Here is a 15332-nt window from a genome sequence, read left to right as displayed (position 1 = left end):
TGGGGCGGCACACAAACCAGCCCGGCCGCAGCACCGCGCGCACGCCCACCCGCAGCACAGTGCACCGACACCGCCCGCCGCTGCTGGCCCCCACCGACCCCGGCGGATACGGTTCCATATATGCCGGACTACCTAGACGACCTGCGCCTCGCCCACGTCCTAGCGGACGCCGCCGACGCCGCCACCATGGACCGCTTCAAGGCCCTCGACCTGAAGGTCGAGACGAAGCCGGACATGACCCCCGTGAGCGAAGCGGACAAGTCGGCGGAAGAACTGATCCGCGGCCAGCTCCAGCGCGCCCGCCCGAGAGACTCGGTCCTCGGCGAGGAGTACGGCAGCGAGGGCTCCGGCCCCCGCCGCTGGGTGATCGACCCCATCGACGGCACCAAGAACTACGTACGCGGCGTCCCCGTCTGGGCGACGCTCATCTCCCTGATGGAAGCGGCTGAGGGCGGCTACCAGCCCGTCGTCGGCCTCGTCTCCGCCCCCGCCATCGGCCGGCGCTGGTGGGCCGCGAAGGGCCACGGCGCCTTCACCGGCCGCAGCCTGACCTCCGCAAGCCGTATCCACGTCTCCGGCGTCGGCAAGCTCGAGGACGCGTCGTTCGCCTACTCCTCCCTCTCCGGCTGGGAGGAGCAGGGCCGCCTCGACGGCTTCCTCGACCTCACCCGCCAGGTGTGGCGCACGCGCGCGTACGGCGACTTCTGGCCGTACATGATGGTCGCCGAGGGATCCGTGGACATCTGCGCGGAGCCGGAGCTGTCGCTCTGGGACATGGCCGCCAACGCGATCATCGTCACGGAGGCCGGCGGCACCTTCACGGGCCTGGACGGCCGTTCGGGCCCGCACAGCGGCAACGCGGCGGCGTCCAACGGCCTGCTGCACGACGAGCTGCTGGGATATCTCAACCCGCGCCACTGAGCAGGGAGGGCACTCCCGATACGCCCTCAACTGACTTCGCGCGCCCCCTTGTTGACCCGCGCTTTACCTGTCAATCTGAGGCTACCCCCACTTGTGAATTTGTGAATCCAGGCACTAGCGCACTGGATTCCTAGGAGGTGGCCCCATCCATGCTCGTCCGTGACGCCATGAGCACGGTGATCCTCACCGTCGGCCCCGCCCACACCCTCCGCCAGGCAGCCGCCCTGATGTCCGCCCGCCGCGTCGGCGCCGCCGTCGTCCTCGACCCGGACGCCGGTGGCATCGGCATCCTCACCGAACGCGACATCCTCAACTCCGTCGGGCTCGGCCAGAACCCCGACACGGAACGCACCCACGCCCACACCACCACCGACGTCGTCTTCGCCGCCCCGACCTGGACCCTGGAGCAGGCCGCACGCGCCATGGCGCACGGCGGCTTCCGGCATCTGGTCGTCCTCGACCGCGGCGAGGTGGCCGGCATCGTCTCGGTCCGCGACATCATCCGCTGCTGGGCCCCGGCCCCCGAGCCCGCACCGGCGTTCTGAGCGGCCGGAAGGAGACGGAGAGGGACAGAGCGACAGAGAGCGACAAGCGGAACGGGCCGGACCCCGAGCACCATGGGGTCCGGCCCGCCCAGCAGCACGGTCGTGCTGCCGACTCAATACGGCCGACTCGGTACGACCGACTCAGTACGGCCAACTCAGTACGGCCGACTCGGCCAGGACCGACTCAGCCGCGCAGCGCCTGCACCGCCGCCTCCAGTCGCTTGCCGAAGCCGGCGTCGGCGTTGCGGAAGTTGCCGATGGCCCGCTCGACGATGTCCTCGCGCGAGACCTGCGAGATCGCGCCCGCCAGGTTCGCGACGAGGCGCTCCTTCTCCTCCTCCGGCATCAGCCGGTAGAGGTTGCCCGCCTGCACGAAGGCGTCGTCCTCGGCGTGCACCGGCGTCGGGTGGTTGCCGGTGGGGCCGTCGACGGAGACCGGCTCCCACAGCGGACGGCCGGTCTGCTGCGGCCCGCCGAAGCTGTTCGGCTCGTAGTTCTTCGCCCCGCCGTGCCGGCCGTCGTAGAGGTGGCCGTCCCGGGAGTTGGTGCGCGCCTCGGTGGCGTGCGGGCGGTTCACCGGCAGGTGGTCGGCGTTGACCCCGACGCGGTAGCGGTGCGCGTCGCCGTACGCGAAGAGGCGGCCCTGGAGCATCTTGTCGGGCGAGGGGCCGATGCCCGGCACGAAGTGGGCGGGGCTGAAGACCGACTGCTCGACCTCGGCGAAGATGTTCCGCGGGTTGCGGTTCAGCTCCAGCCTGCCGATCTCGACGACCGGGTAGTCCGCGTGCGGCCACACCTTGGTCAGGTCGAACGGGTTGAAGCGGTACGTCGCCGCGTCGGCCGCCGGCATGATCTGCACACCGACGGTCCAGCTCGGGAACTCCCCGCGCTCGATCGCCTCGCGCAGGTCGCGCTGGTGCGAGTCGGGGTCCCGGCCCGCGAGCACCTCGGCCTCTTCCTCGGTGAGGTTCCGGATCCCCTGGTCGGTCTTGAAGTGGTACTTGACCCAGAAGACCTCGCCCGCCGCGTTGTTCCACTGGAAGGTGTGCGAGCCGAAGCCGTCCATGTGGCGGTACGACGCCGGGATGCCGCGGTCGCCGAACAGCCAGGTCACCTGGTGCGTCGACTCCGGCGACAGCGACCAGAAGTCCCACACGTTGTCGGCTTCCGTGGAGCCGGTGTAAGGGTCGCGCTTCTGGGTGTGGATGAAGTCCGGGAACTTGATCGCGTCCCGGACGAAGAACACCGGGGTGTTGTTGCCGACGAGGTCGTAGTTGCCCTCCTCGGTGTAGAACTTCAGCGAGAAGCCCCGCGGGTCACGGACGGCGTCCGCCGCGCCGAGGTTGCCGGCCACCGTCGAGAAGCGCAGGAAGACCTCGGTCTCCTTGCCGACCTCGCAGAGGAAGGCGGCACGCGTGTACGGCGTGACGTCGGCGGTGACGGTGAAGGTGCCGTAGGCGCCCGCACCCCGCGCGTGCACGACCCGCTCCGGAATGCGCTCCCGGTTGAAGTGGGCGAGCTTCTCCAGCAGGAGCTGGTCCTGGACGAGGACCGGTCCGCCGACGCCCGCCGTCTCGCTGTTCTGGTTGTCCGCGACCGGGGCACCGGCCTCCGTGGTGAGCGGTCCCTGCGTCACGCGCGCCTCCTGCGTCATTACCGACTACTCCTGTCCCAGTCCTGTCCTGCAGCCAAAGCCAGTCCAGATCCTACATTGGACTAGATCTAAATCAAATGTCGATCCAAACTCACACCTATTCCCGTCCTGGTCCCCCTTGCTGTTAGGCTGGTGGCCATGAGCGACCTTCTGGAACGGCTGCGGGGACGCGGATGGCGGATGACCGCGCAGCGGCGCGTCGTGGCCGAGGTCCTCGACGGCGAGCACGTCCATCTGACGGCCGACGAGGTCCACGCACGGGCTGTCGCGAAGCTGCCCGAGATCTCCCGGGCGACCGTCTACAACACGCTGGGCGAGCTGGTCTCGCTCGGCGAGGTGCTGGAAGTCGCGACGGACAAACGCGCCAAGCGCTACGACCCGAACGCGCACCGGCCGCATCAGCACCTGGTCTGCGCCCGGTGCGGCGCGATCCGTGACGTGCACCCCACGGGCAACCCGCTCGCCGACCTCCCCGACACCGAGCGCTTCGGCTTCACGGTGTCGGACGTCGAGGTGACGTACCGGGGGCTGTGCCCGGACTGCGCGCGGGCGTGACTCACCGCTTCCCTGGAGCCCCGGCGACCACCGGGGCTCTTTTCGTATCGCACACGCGCGCACATTTCGTATCGCACGCGCGCACAAACACCGAGGGCCGGAACCCATCTCTGGATTCCGGCCCTCGGCCTTCAGTAGCGGGGACAGGATTTGAACCTGCGACCTCTGGGTTATGAGCCCAGCGAGCTACCGAGCTGCTCCACCCCGCGTCGGTGAACACGACATTACGCGAGGGAGGTCGACGGAAGCAAATCAGTTGCCTCAGACGTGGGCGGGCTCACTTCACAGCCGACCGAGACGGGTGGGCGGGTGAGAAATTATCCGCTGAACCCCAGCGCAGCGTCACGCCGAGAGTTCCTCCCGTAGCGCGTCCCGCAGCCGTCCTGCCCGCTCCGAAACCTCCGCCGGCCCCAGCTCCACGGCCCGGTCGGCCCACTTCTGCCCCTCCGCCAGCTCGCCCCGACGCGCGTAGACCAGGGCCAGCCGCAGCGCCGCCCGGCCGTGCCCGGCGTCAGCCGCCCGCGTCCACCACACCGCGGCCTCCGGCTCGCTCCCTTCGCGCGCCAGCAGCAGCCCGAGGTTGAAGGCGCCGTTGCGCGACCCGGCCTCCGCCGCCGCCCGGTACCACCGCGCCGCCTCGACCACGTCGCCCCGGGCCGCAGCGAGCATCCCGACCCGCACCTGCGCGCGCCGGTGCCCCTGGGTCGCCGCCCGCTCGTACCACTCCTCGCACTCGGTCTTCTCGTGCACGGTCTCGCCCAGCTCGTGCGCCGGCTCCGGCGGCCGCCGCGCGTCGAGCAGCGCCGCCAGCCGGTACGCCGCCTCCGCGCTGCCCCCGCCCGCCGCGCACCGCAGATGCCGCTCGGCCTCCTGCTCCTCGCCCCCGCGCAGTCGGGCCATCCCGACCTGGAGCGCGGCCTCGGTGTGCCCGGCGGCGGCCGCCCGCTCGTACCAGCGCAGCGCCGTGGTCTCCTCGCCGCGTCCGGCGTAGAGGATGCCGAGGTTGAACGCGGCGTCCACGCTGCCGGCCTCGGCGGCCTTGGAGAACCACGGCTCGGCGCCGGTGGTGTCGCTGCCCTGGAGCAGCAGGATGGCGAGCGCGTTGGCGGCCTCCCGGTGTCCGGCGTAGGCCGCCCGCCGGTACCACTGCTCGGCCTGCGCGGTCCGCCCCTGCTCGGCACAGAGCAGCCCGAGGTTGTAGGCGCCGTTGTCGTCACCGGCGTCCAGCGCCGCCCGGTACCAGCGCTCGGCGGTCTGGGTCTCGCCGCGCTCGGCGTGCAGCGCGCCGAGCGCGTTGGCCGCGTTGCCGTCGCCCTCCTGGGCGGCGCGCAGCCACCACACGGCCGCACTCTCGGTGTCCCCGGCGTCGCGCAGCAGGAAGCCGAGCGCACAGGCGGCCCGGGGCTCGCCGTCCTTGGCGGAGGTCAGATACCAGCGCCCGGCCTCCTTCAGTTCCCCGCGCTTCTCCAGGATCGCCCCGAGGTGCAGCGCGGCACGCCGGTGGCCGCGCGCGGCGGCCTGCCGGTACCACTGTTCCGCCTCCGCGACAGCGTTGTCGGCCCCGGCCTCGTCCTCGCGCCCGGCGGTGTCGAGCGCGCGGGCCAGCCGGTAGGCGGCCTCGCGGTGTCCGCGCTCGGCCGCGGCCCGCATCCAGTGCTCGGCGCCGACGTCCCCGCGGTGCTCCAGGAGGTCGGCGAGCGCGTAGGCGCCCAGGACGTGGCCCTGCTCGGCGGACTGGCGCAGCCAGTACTCGGCCGCCGGCTCGTCACCGCGCTCACGGTGGTAGCGGCCCAGCGCGTGCGCTGCGGCGGCGGATCCGGCGACGGCGGCGATGCGCCACCAGCCTGCGGCCTCCTCGGGGTAGCCGCGCTGGTGCAGCAGGACGCCCAGGTTGTTGGCGGCGGCCCGGTCGCCGGCCGCGGTGGCGGCCCGCAGATGGGGTTCGGCTCCGTCGAGGTCGCCGCGGCGCAGCAGCATGGCTCCGAGGACGCTCGCCGCCTCGGCGTCGCCGCTCTGTGCGGCGAGTCCGAGGCGTACCTCCTCGGCGGCTTCCCCCATGTCGGTCAGCTCGTCACGGGGCGGTTCCCCATCGGAAGGCTGCACAAATCGCCCTGACTCGAACAGAGTTGCCTTCTCCCCCATAACGTCCATCGTCGCACCACCTGCACCCCGGGTACACCCGGTATACCGCAGCCCGTGAGGTCACTTCAGCGTTTTGTCGACATGCCCACAGGACGACAAGTCAAACACACACCCCTCAACTCCCCACGGCGGCGCGGCCGTCCCTCCCCTCAGCACATGAGTTCGCACACCACGAAGGCCCGGATCCCTTTGGATCCGGGCCTTCGACTGGAGTAGCGGGGACAGGATTTGAACCTGCGACCTCTGGGTTATGAGCCCAGCGAGCTACCGAGCTGCTCCACCCCGCGCCGTTGCACGTCAACCGTACCACGGCGCGGAGTGGCCTTGATCAAGTGCCCTTTTCGCCGGTGCGCTTGTCGGCGTTCTTGCCGCCGCCGGACTGGCCGGCCTTGGCCTCCGCCTGCTGCGCCCGCTGCAGCGCGTCCTTCAGGTCCTTCTGGGCCTTGGCGTACGCGGACCAGTCCGGCCCGTTCGGCGCCTGCAGGGCCTTCTGCCCCGCGTCGTACGCCTTCTGGGCCTCGTCCAGGGCCTGTTGGACGGTCGGGTTGGAGGACGTGGGCGGGCTGGTGGTGCCGGTGTCCGGCGGGGTGGTCGACCCCTGCACGCCGAAGACCTTGTTCAGCGCCTCGTCCAGGGTGTTCTCGAAGGCCGTCCTGCCGTTGTAGGTGACCAGCACCTTGCCCAGCAAGGGGTACTTGAGCTTACCGCCGAGGACGTAGACCGGCTCCGCGTACAGCAGTCCGCCGTCGAGCGGCACGGTCAGCAGATTGCCGTACTCGACCTTGGAATGCCCGCGGGTGAGCAGGCTGATCGTCTCCGCGATGTCCGGCCGGGAGTTGAACTGGCTCTGCACCTGTTTGGGACCGTCGGCCGTCGTGCTGGTGGGCAGTTTCAGGATTCTGATCTTGCCGTAGTCACTGGTGCCCGGGTCGGAGTCGACCGCCATGAACGCGCTGAGGTTGTCACGTCCGTTCGGTGTGAACGTCGTCGTCAGCGAGAACGACCGCTTGCTCTGGTCCGGCATCTTCATGCTCAGGTAGTACGGAGGCACCGCGCTGCCCGAGTCGTTGGTCGGGTCATCGGGGACCTGCCACACCTCGCTGCCGCTGAGGAACGTCTGCGCGTCCGTCACGTGGTACCGCGAGAGCAGCTCGCGCTGCACCTTGAACAGGTCCTGCGGGTAGCGCAGATGGCCCATCAGGTCCTGGGAGATGGCCTTGCGCGGCTGCACCGTGCCGGGGAAGGCCTTCATCCAGGTCTTCAGCACCGGGTCCTGGGTGTCCCACTGGTAGAGCTTGACCTCGCCGGTGTACGCGTCGACGGTCGCCTTCACCGAGTTGCGAATGTAGTTGACCTGGTTCTGCTGGGCCACCACCGCGCGGTTGTTGTTGGCGGCGGTCAACGAGTCGGCCGTCGTGTCCCCGAGGGTCGTACGGGAGGAGTAGGGGTAGCCGTTCGACGTCGTGTACGCGTCGACGATCCACTGGATACGGCCGTCCACGACCGCCGGATAGGCGTCCCCGTCGATGGTCAGCCAGGGCGCGACCGCCTCGACGCGATCCTTGGGCGTGCGGTTGTACAGGATCCGCGAGCCCTTGCCGATCGCGCCGGAGTAGAGGATCTGCGGCTCGTTGAACGCCACCGCATACGCGGCCCGGTTGATCGGATTGTCGAGGTTGACGCCGCTCTTGCCGGTGTAGCTGGTGGTCTTCTCGTCGCCGTTGTCCGCCGAGTAGTCGACCTCCTTCTGCGGTCCGCCGACGATGGAGTACGTGGTGGTCTTCTCGCCGTAGTAGACCCGCTGTTGGTACGTGCCGAGGTCACCCTTGGACGGCAGGTTGGACTCGGTGAAGACCGGCTGGCCCTGGTCATCGGCCTCGGTGCCCTTGGCGGCGACCACGCCGTAGCCGTGCGTGTAGCGGAAGTGGTCGTTGATCCAGTTGTTCTTCGGGACGCCGTCCAGGTTCAGCTCGCGCAGCCCGATGACCGTGTCCTGCTCCTTGGCGTCCGTGCCGTCCTTCGCGGGGTACCGGTCGACGTCCAGGTTGGTCGGGAAGGCGTAGTAGTTCTTCATCTGCTGCGCCTGCTGGAACGTCGGCGAGACGATGTTCGGGTCCATGATCCGGATGCTCGCCGCGTCGTCCGCGTCGGCCCGCAGCCTGGTCGCGTCCGAGGCCGTGTCCGAGGCCGTGGACTTGCCGGCGTACTCGGTGACCTTGGTGTCGTCGATGCCGTACGCCTCGCGGGTCGCCTTGAGGTTCTTCTGGACGTACGGGGCTTCCTTGGCCTGCTCGTTGGGCTCGACCTGGAACTTCTGCACGATCGCCGGGTACAGGCCGCCGATGAGGATCGCGGAGAGGACCATCAGGCCGAAGCCGATGACGGGGAGCTGCCAGGTGCGCCGCCACAGCGTGGCGAAGAACAGCAGCGCGCAGATGGCGGCGATGCAGAACAGGATCGTCTTCGCCGGCAGATAGGCGTTGGCGTCGACGTAGCGCAGGCCGGTCCAGTTGCCGGTCGCCTTGAAGTCGCTGGACTTGACGGCCAGGCCGTACCGGTCGAGCCAGTAGGCGACCGCCTTCAGGGCGACGAAGATGCCGAGCAGCACCGACAGATGCCCGGTCGCGGCGGCGGTGGCCCGCGCGCCGGGGCTGGTGACGCGCAGCCCGCCGTACAGGTAGTGCGTGAGCGCGGCGGCGATCAGGCACAGGATGGCGGTGGCGAAGCCGAAGCCGAGCAGAAAGCGGTACCAGGGCAGGTCGAAGGCGTAGAAGGAGACGTCGAGGTGGAACTGGGGGTCCTTCTGGTGGAAGGGCACGCCGTTGACCCACATCAGCCAGGTCCGCCACTGGCCGGCCGCTGAGGCGCCGGCGATCAGTCCGACGAGCGCGGTGACGGCGAGCAGCAGCCACCTCTTGTACGGCGCGATGCCCATCCGGTAGCGGTCGAGGCTCTGCTGCTCCATGGACATGGCGCTCAGCGGGGGCCGCAGGCGGTGCGCCAGCCAGATGTTGACCCCCACCGCGACCGCCATCAGCAGACCGAAGACGAAGAAGAGGCCGATCTTGGTCCAGAGCACGGTCGTGAACACGGACGAGTAGTGCACCGACCGGTACCAGAGCCAGTCCGTCCAGAAGCCCGCGAACATGGTGAACGCCATGCCGAGGACGGCCAGCACGCCCAGCGTCATCAGCAGGGTCCGGACACCCCGGGACGGTCGCCCCGCTCTGATCCGTGGCCCCGTCGGGCCTCCGCCGCGGTCCGGCATCTGGAAAGCCAAGGTGCGCACCTCGAAGTTCGCTGTCGATACGTCAGGCCCTCGTGTTCGCGGACCCGCCGTGGCCCCCCGTGATCGCGGACCCACACCTATGCAACTTACTCACGCTTTGGTCGGTTCCCGATTCGGGTGGTGAACGAGGCAGGATTGTGACCATGTCCAACACTCCCATGGCAGCGAGCCCGCTCACCCGGGCCGTACTCGAGATCGACGAGTACGTCTCCGGCCTCGGCTGGGACCAGCCCGCTCGCCTCTTCGCCCTCGTCGACACCGCACGGCTGCGGGCCCAGGAACCCGCGCTCGCGGCCCAGCTGGGCCTTGAGGACGAGTCCGCCTCCGCCGGTCTCACCCCGATCGAGCAGGACGAGATCCCGTCCGGCAAGCCGCTGGACGAGTTCCTCGGCACCATCGCCTGGCCCGACGCGGTGGTCGGCTGCGCGCTCTCGGTGGAGCGCCTGATGCTGCCGCCCGCCGCCGAGGCGCAGGTCCCCCAGAACCTGAGCGAGGCCAAGCTCGCCAAGTGGGTCACCGACCACCCCGAGCGCCAGGAGGTGCGCATGACGGTCGCGGTGCTGCGCGACGGCGGCCGCGAGTCGGCGCTGCGGCTGCGCGAGAAGGACTCCCCGACGGAGGTCCTGACCGGCCCCGACCTGGTGCCCGGCCTGGCCGAGGCCCTGGCGGCGACGTTCGAGGACTGATTCCGGCAGGTTCGGTACGGCGATGGGGGCGCCCCCCTCTCGCGGGGCGCCCCCCCCTCTCGCGGGGCGCCCCAGCTCTCTCGCGAGGCGCCCCAGCCGCGTCAGGAGTCCGGCCGTGTCATGGCCGGCTCAGCCTTTGGTGGTGCACTTGGTCAGCGCGGCGGTGTTCCCGCTGCGGATGTCCTTCAGTGCGTCGAGCGCGTCGCCGATGTTCTTCACCTTGACCAGAGTGAGCCCGCTCGGGGTGTCCTCGGCGGCGGCCGCGCAGTTGTCGGCGGGCGTCAGGAAGTACTGGGCGCCCGCGTCACGTGCGCCGACCGTCTTCATCTCGATGCCGCCGATCGGTCCGACGGTGCCGTTGTCGTCGATGGTTCCGGTGCCTGCGACGAACTTGCCGCCGGTCAGCTTCCCCGGGGTCAGCTTGTCGTAGATGCCGAGGGCGAACATCAGACCGGCGCTGGGGCCGCCGACGTCGGCGAGCTTGATGTCGATGCTGAACGGGAAGGTGTGGTCGGTCCCGGCCGAGATCCCGACGATGGCCCGCTTGGCGCCGCTGTCGTCGGACGTGGTCGTGGTGATGGTGACGTCCTGCGTCTTCGTCGCCGTCCTGTGCGCCTTCTCGGCGGCGGCCTGCTCCTTGGCAGGGACGACGGTGAAGACGACGTTCTGCCCGGGCTTGTGCTTGGTGACGAGCTTGGCGACGTCGGAGGGCTGCTTCACCGCGGTGCCGTCGACGGCCTTGATCACGTCACCGGCGTGCAGCCTGCCCTCGGCGGGCGAGTCCTTGACGACGGTGGAGACGATCACCCAGGACTTCACCGGGATGGCCAGCTGCTTCAGGGCGGCGACCTTGGCGCTCTCCTGGGACTGGCTGAACTCCTCGGCGTTCTGCTGCGAGGACTGCTGCTCGGTCGTCCCGTTCGGGTAGAGCGTGTCGTGCGGGACGATCTTGCTGTCGGGGTCCAGCCAGCCGTAGACGGCCTGCACCAGGTTCATGCGGAAGTCCGCGCTGGTCACCCGGACGGTCGTCATGTTCAGGTTGCCGCTGGTCTTGTACGTGTCGTGCCCGGTGATCTGCAGCACCGGCTCGCCGTCGTGGTCCCCGAGCGTGTTCACGGTCGGGCCGGGAGACATCTCCGAGTACGGCACGGGGATGAGTACTCCCGCGCACAGGAGCGCGATCAGCATCAGGGTGGAGGCGAGCATCGTCGCGGTGCGGCGTGGCATGCCACGACAGTACGGGACGCCTCTGTCAGCGCACCGTCAGGGCACCCCCGTCACGCGCCGCCGGCACCCGTGTGGGATCTCTCCATGGCCTCGCGGAACCGGGCATACCCGTCCAGCTCCGGGCCGTCACCGCGCACCCTACGAGTCCGATTGGCCCAACTGCCCCACAGTCCGCCGCCGATCGCGGCCACAAGCGGAATCAGCAGCCAGACAAGCGCCCCCATGCCGACCTCCCAACGCCATGAGCGTCCGCAAATGACTGATCAGCAGATTAACCATCCGCACTGACAACGCTCACGCGAGGGTGCCGGTTACGCAACACGGGGGGTCGCGAGTGCTCCGGGTGACGTACACGGGGCCGTGTGCGCCCGGTTGCGTGCCTCAGCAGGCCCCGACCCATTCCTCCGTGCCGTCGGAGAACCTCTGGTGCTTCCAGATGGGCACTTCGTGCTTGAGGTCGTCGATCAGCTTGCGGCAGGCGTCGAAGGCCTCGGCCCGGTGCGGACAGGCGACGCCGACGACCACGGCGAGATCCCCGACCTGCAGGTCCCCCACCCGGTGCACGGCGGCCAGCGCCCGCACCGGGTACTCGGCCACCACCTTCTCGGCGATCCGCCGCATCTCGGCCTCGGCGCTGGGGTGGCAGGAGTACCCGAGCGCGTCCACGTCCGCACCCCCGTCGTGGTTGCGCACGGTCCCCACGAACAGGGCGATGCCCCCGGCGGCGTCGTCCCCGACGGCCTGGAACACCTCGTCCACGGAGAGCGCGGTCTCCCGGACACCGATCAACTTGATGGGATCCTGCGCCGCCTGCTCACCGGGGTGCTCGTTCGCGTGTGCCATACCCCCATCGTGCCGCACGCCTGTGACACGCGGGAATACGAGATTCACCAGGCACGCGCGTAGGGCTTTTTGGATGCTTGTACGACGCGGCCGCGAGCACGAGACCCAGCCCGCCCGGCCCGCCCGGCTCAGACCCGCCGCCGGGCCTTCCGGGCCCGCCGTACGACAGCCGCCGCGCCGAGCAGAGCCACGGTCGCCCCCGCGGCCCCCGCGGCCGTGGCGTCCTTGCGCCCGAGCCGCCGTCCGGCGACCGTGTGCCGCCCGGAGACCTCCTCCAGCAGCTCCGCGAGCACCTCCTCGTTGGTCCACCGCGGCCGCCACCCGGCGTCGTGCAGCTGGCTCCCGCTGACCACCCACGGGTACATCGTGTACGCCAGATCGCCGGCCGGAGACGGTGTGAGCCCGATCCGGTGCAGCCGGGCCGCCGCGCCGAGCGCCACCGCCGACGGCAGCTCCATCCGCCGGATCCCGCTCAGCTCCTCGACCTCCTCCTGCTCCAGCCACCCGTCGCAGCCGACGGCCAGCTCCCCGTCGACCTTCTCCAGGACGGCGCACTCCAGGGCACTGCACAGGTCCTCCACGTGGCAGAACTGCCACGCGGGCCGCGACCCGGCGACGACGAGCAGCCGCGGCGACTCGAAGTACCGGGTCAGCGCGGTGTCGGTGCCCCCGACCAGCACCGCGGGCCGTACGACGGTGACGTTCAGCCCCGGATGCGCGCGTGGCGCCCGCCGGGCCAGCCGTTCGATCTCCAGCAGGTCCCCCACCCCGGTGGCCTCTGCGGTCGCGCGCAGCTCGGCGTCCTCCGAAAGGGGCAGCTCGTTGTCCGGCAGCGCGCCGTAGACCATCGCCGAGGTGCACAGCACGACCCGGTGCACGCCGGCCGCCGCGGCGGCCGTCAGGACGGTCTGTGTCCCCCGGACGTTGTAAGCCGTGCGAGCGGCCGGATCGGTCTCCAGATCGAGGTCGAGCGCGAGGTGGACGACCACGTCGGCGCCGCGCAGCTTGTCCGCGATGGCGGGGTCGCGCACGTCGAGGATGTGCCACTGCGCCTCGGCGCACTCCCCGCGCCGCTCGTCGATCGCGATGACCTGCTTGATCTCCTCGGAGGCGGCGAGCCGCTCGGTGAGCAGGGCACCGACCCCGGTGGCGGCGCCGGTGACCGCGACGACGGGGCCGCGCAGGGCGGGAGGGGGTGACGGGTTTCGCGCTGCGCGAACCTGCGGATCTGGGGAACTCACCGGGCGTCTCCAGCGGTTGTCTTCAGTACGGGCGCGAGTGACGCGTACGTACCAGGTGCATCCATCCTGCCGCAGGCCTGCCGTGGGCGAAGCACCGAGGCCCGATCGGGTCCGGGTGTCTACGCTGGGTGGTGTTGTCGGGCAGCCGCGCCGCCGGAGAGAACCGGTGGCCTTACCAGCCGAGGAATCCCGTGAGTGACACCCCATTCGGTTTCGGCCTTCCGCCGGAGGAGCCGGAGGACGGCGACGAGGGCAAGAAGAAGGACCAGCAGAGCGGTGGTGGGCAGGGACCGGCCAACCCGTTCGGCTTCGGCGGCCTGCCCGGAGCCGGCGGCTTTGGCGGCCCCGGCGCCGACAATCCGCTCGCAGCGATGTTCGGGTCGCTGAACCCCACGGATCTGGGCGCCGCGTTCCAGCAGCTGGGCCAGATGCTCTCCTACGAGGGCGGCCCGGTGAACTGGGACATGGCCAAGCAGATCGCCCGTCAGACGGTCGCCCAGGGCACCCCGGACGGCACGAAGGACGCCAGCGTGGGCCCGGCCGAGCGCAAGGCGGTCGAGGAGGCCGTCCGCCTGGCCGACCTGTGGCTGGACGACGCGACGTCCCTGCCGTCGGGCTCGGCCTCGGCGGTGGCCTGGTCCCGCGCGGAGTGGGTCGAGGCGACCCTGCCCGCCTGGCAGGAGCTGGTCGACCCGGTCGCCGAGCGGGTCGGCGCGGCCATGGGTGACGTCCTGCCGGAGGAGATGCAGGCCATGGCGGGCCCGCTGATCGGCATGATGCGCTCGATGGGCGGCGCCATGTTCGGCACGCAGATCGGGCAGGCCGTCGGCGTACTCGCGGGCGAGGTCGTCGGTTCCACCGACATCGGCCTGCCGCTCGGTCCGGCCGGCAAGGCCGCGCTGCTCCCGGCCAACGTGGAGGCCTTCGGCAAGGACCTCGGCGTGCCGCAGGAGGAGGTGCGGCTGTACCTGGCCCTGCGCGAGGCCGCCCACCAGCGCCTGTTCGCGCACGTGCCGTGGCTGCGCTCGCACCTGTTCGGCGCGGTCGAGGGGTACGCGCGCGGGATCAAGGTCGACACCGCCAAGCTGGAGGACGTGGTCGGCCAGTTCGACCCGCAGAACCCCGAGCAGCTGCAGGACGCGCTCCAGCAGGGCATGTTCCAGCCGGAGGACACCCCGGAGCAGAAGGCCGCCCTGGCCCGTCTGGAGACCGCTCTGGCGCTTGTGGAGGGCTGGGTGGACGCGGTGGTCCACGCGGCCGCGAAACCGCGTCTGGCGACCGCCGACGCCCTGCGCGAGACCCTGCGCCGCCGCCGCGCCACGGGCGGCCCCGCCGAGCAGACGTTCGCCACGCTGATCGGCCTGGAGCTGCGCCCGCGCCGGCTGCGCGACGCCTCCCGCCTGTGGGCCTCGCTCACGGACGCGCGCGGGGTCGACGGCCGGGACGGCCTGTGGGCCCACCCGGACATGCTGCCGACGGCGACCGACCTGGACGACCCGGACGGCTTCGTGCACCGGGAGCAGCTGGACTTCTCCGAGCTGGACAAGATGCTGGGCGAGGCGGCCGGCGGTTCGCACGGCAAGCCGGACCTGCGCAAGAAGGACGCCGACACCGAGGGCGACGACACCGAGTGAGCCTGTACGACGACGCGGTCCTCGTGCTGAAGGGGTACGCAGGCCAGGACGAGCTGCGCCAGGACTACCTGGACCATCTGGCGGCCCACCCGGACGGCATGTGGAAGGCCTGCCAGGCGGGCCATGTCACGGCGAGCGCCCTGGTGGTCGATCCCGATCGCGGCCGGGTGCTGCTCACGCTGCACAGGAAGCTGCGGATGTGGCTGCAGATGGGCGGCCACTGCGAGCCGGGCGACGCCTCGCTCGCGGCGGCGGCGCTGCGCGAGGCCACCGAGGAGTCCGGCGTGCCCGGGCTGACCCTGCTGCCCGGGGGGCCACTACGCCTGGACCGGCATCCGATCCCGGCGCCGTGCCACTGGCACTTCGACGTCCAGTACGCGGCCCTGGCCCCGGCGGGCGCCGAGCACGCGATCAGCGAGGAGTCACTGGACCTGCGCTGGTTCGCCTACGACGAGGTGGCGGAGGTGGCCGACGAGTCGGTCGTACGCCTGCTGGAGGCGACCCGCGCGCGGCTGTGAGCATGTCGCGCGGCTGTGAGCATGTAAGGGGCGACCGCTGAAGCGACCGCCCCTTACGTTTGCTTTCCGGGCCCGGA

General features: G+C 70.7%; 13 protein-coding genes and 2 tRNA genes. 6 read left to right on the top strand and 9 right to left on the bottom strand.

All coding sequences use genetic code 11. The annotated features are described in order from the left end of the window. Positions 1–120: 120 nt before the first annotated feature. Together hisN and ACWGJ5_RS04545 are read left to right on the top strand one after the other, a co-directional pair. Positions 121–921, top strand: a complete 801-nt coding sequence (gene hisN, locus ACWGJ5_RS04550) for a histidinol-phosphatase (protein WP_453308322.1) — start codon at positions 121–123, stop codon at positions 919–921. Between the two features lie 149 nt (positions 922–1070). Beyond that, entirely contained in the window at positions 1071–1466 is a 396-nt protein-coding gene (locus ACWGJ5_RS04545; protein WP_453308321.1) for a CBS domain-containing protein, read from the top strand. Between the two features lie 184 nt (positions 1467–1650). Here the strand turns inward: ACWGJ5_RS04545 and ACWGJ5_RS04540 are convergent, their stop codons facing one another. Beyond that, positions 1651–3102, bottom strand: coding sequence for a catalase (locus ACWGJ5_RS04540; RefSeq protein ID WP_453308320.1), 1452 nt, complete (start codon positions 3100–3102; stop codon positions 1651–1653). Between the two features lie 156 nt (positions 3103–3258). On the opposite strand from ACWGJ5_RS04540, the gene ACWGJ5_RS04535 reads away from it, so the two are divergent. Next, positions 3259–3675, top strand: coding sequence for a Fur family transcriptional regulator (locus ACWGJ5_RS04535; protein ID WP_228623407.1), 417 nt, complete (start codon positions 3259–3261; stop codon positions 3673–3675). 135 nt (positions 3676–3810) lie between these two features. Here ACWGJ5_RS04535 and ACWGJ5_RS04530 read toward each other — a convergent pair. From ACWGJ5_RS04530 to ACWGJ5_RS04515, 4 genes are all read right to left on the bottom strand, one after another. Next, positions 3811–3884 (bottom strand) — tRNA-Met (locus ACWGJ5_RS04530). Positions 3885–4017: 133 nt separating this feature from the next. Further along, the gene (locus ACWGJ5_RS04525; protein WP_453308319.1) at positions 4018–5826 is read right to left on the bottom strand and encodes a tetratricopeptide repeat protein; all 1809 of its coding nucleotides are present in this window, start codon (positions 5824–5826) and stop codon (positions 4018–4020) included. A gap of 204 nt (positions 5827–6030) precedes the next feature. Beyond that, positions 6031–6104 (bottom strand) — tRNA-Met (locus ACWGJ5_RS04520). A 41-nt stretch (positions 6105–6145) separates the two neighbouring features. Next, on the bottom strand, positions 6146–9085 hold the full coding sequence (locus ACWGJ5_RS04515) for a UPF0182 family membrane protein (RefSeq protein ID WP_453308716.1): 2940 nt from the start codon (positions 9083–9085) through the stop codon (positions 6146–6148). Between the two features lie 164 nt (positions 9086–9249). Between ACWGJ5_RS04515 and ACWGJ5_RS04510 the strand changes: the two genes are divergently transcribed. Beyond that, positions 9250–9792: a PPA1309 family protein gene (locus ACWGJ5_RS04510; protein WP_453308318.1), complete on the top strand. Its 543-nt coding sequence runs from the start codon at positions 9250–9252 to the stop codon at positions 9790–9792. A gap of 129 nt (positions 9793–9921) precedes the next feature. Here the strand turns inward: ACWGJ5_RS04510 and ACWGJ5_RS04505 are convergent, their stop codons facing one another. The 4 genes from ACWGJ5_RS04505 to ACWGJ5_RS04490 form a co-directional block, all read right to left on the bottom strand. Next, positions 9922–11019 carry a YlbL family protein gene (locus tag ACWGJ5_RS04505; protein ID WP_453308317.1) on the bottom strand — a complete coding sequence of 366 codons (1098 nt, stop codon included), beginning with the start codon at positions 11017–11019 and terminating at the stop codon, positions 9922–9924. 50 nt (positions 11020–11069) lie between these two features. Beyond that, entirely contained in the window at positions 11070–11243 is a 174-nt protein-coding gene (locus ACWGJ5_RS04500; RefSeq protein ID WP_453308316.1) for a hypothetical protein, read from the bottom strand. A gap of 157 nt (positions 11244–11400) precedes the next feature. Continuing rightward, positions 11401–11862, bottom strand: coding sequence for a molybdenum cofactor biosynthesis protein MoaE (locus ACWGJ5_RS04495; RefSeq protein WP_228623403.1), 462 nt, complete (start codon positions 11860–11862; stop codon positions 11401–11403). Between the two features lie 128 nt (positions 11863–11990). Next, entirely contained in the window at positions 11991–13103 is a 1113-nt protein-coding gene (locus ACWGJ5_RS04490) for an SDR family oxidoreductase (protein WP_453308315.1), read from the bottom strand. A 191-nt stretch (positions 13104–13294) separates the two neighbouring features. On the opposite strand from ACWGJ5_RS04490, the gene ACWGJ5_RS04485 reads away from it, so the two are divergent. Further along, the gene (locus tag ACWGJ5_RS04485) at positions 13295–14737 is read left to right on the top strand and encodes a zinc-dependent metalloprotease (protein ID WP_453308314.1); all 1443 of its coding nucleotides are present in this window, start codon (positions 13295–13297) and stop codon (positions 14735–14737) included. Next, positions 14734–15255 (top strand): NUDIX hydrolase, encoded by a 522-nt coding sequence (locus tag ACWGJ5_RS04480; RefSeq protein WP_453308313.1) that lies wholly within the window; start codon positions 14734–14736, stop codon positions 15253–15255. The genes ACWGJ5_RS04485 and ACWGJ5_RS04480 overlap by 4 nt, the downstream gene beginning before the upstream one ends. Positions 15256–15332: the final 77 nt, after the last annotated feature.

The sequence above is a fragment of the Streptomyces sp. NPDC054783 genome, from assembly GCF_053611725.1.
Note: the sequence above shows the minus strand (reverse complement) of the source record. Positions and strands in the feature narration are given on the sequence as shown.

Bases quoted from the DNA above. Each gene is read 5' to 3' on its own strand.
- hisN (WP_453308322.1), top strand. From the start codon at position 121: ATGCCGGACTACCTAGACGACCTGCGCCTCGCCCACGTCCTAGCGGAC.
- ACWGJ5_RS04545 (WP_453308321.1), top strand. From the start codon at position 1,071: ATGCTCGTCCGTGACGCCATGAGCACGGTGATCCTCACCGTCGGCCCC.
- ACWGJ5_RS04535 (WP_228623407.1), top strand. From the start codon at position 3,259: ATGAGCGACCTTCTGGAACGGCTGCGGGGACGCGGATGGCGGATGACC.
- ACWGJ5_RS04525 (WP_453308319.1), bottom strand. From the start codon at position 5,826: ATGGACGTTATGGGGGAGAAGGCAACTCTGTTCGAGTCAGGGCGATTT.
- ACWGJ5_RS04515 (WP_453308716.1), bottom strand. From the start codon at position 9,085: ATGCCGGACCGCGGCGGAGGCCCGACGGGGCCACGGATCAGAGCGGGG.
- ACWGJ5_RS04510 (WP_453308318.1), top strand. From the start codon at position 9,250: ATGTCCAACACTCCCATGGCAGCGAGCCCGCTCACCCGGGCCGTACTC.
- ACWGJ5_RS04505 (WP_453308317.1), bottom strand. From the start codon at position 11,019: ATGCCACGCCGCACCGCGACGATGCTCGCCTCCACCCTGATGCTGATC.
- ACWGJ5_RS04500 (WP_453308316.1), bottom strand. From the start codon at position 11,243: ATGGGGGCGCTTGTCTGGCTGCTGATTCCGCTTGTGGCCGCGATCGGC.
- ACWGJ5_RS04495 (WP_228623403.1), bottom strand. From the start codon at position 11,862: ATGGCACACGCGAACGAGCACCCCGGTGAGCAGGCGGCGCAGGATCCC.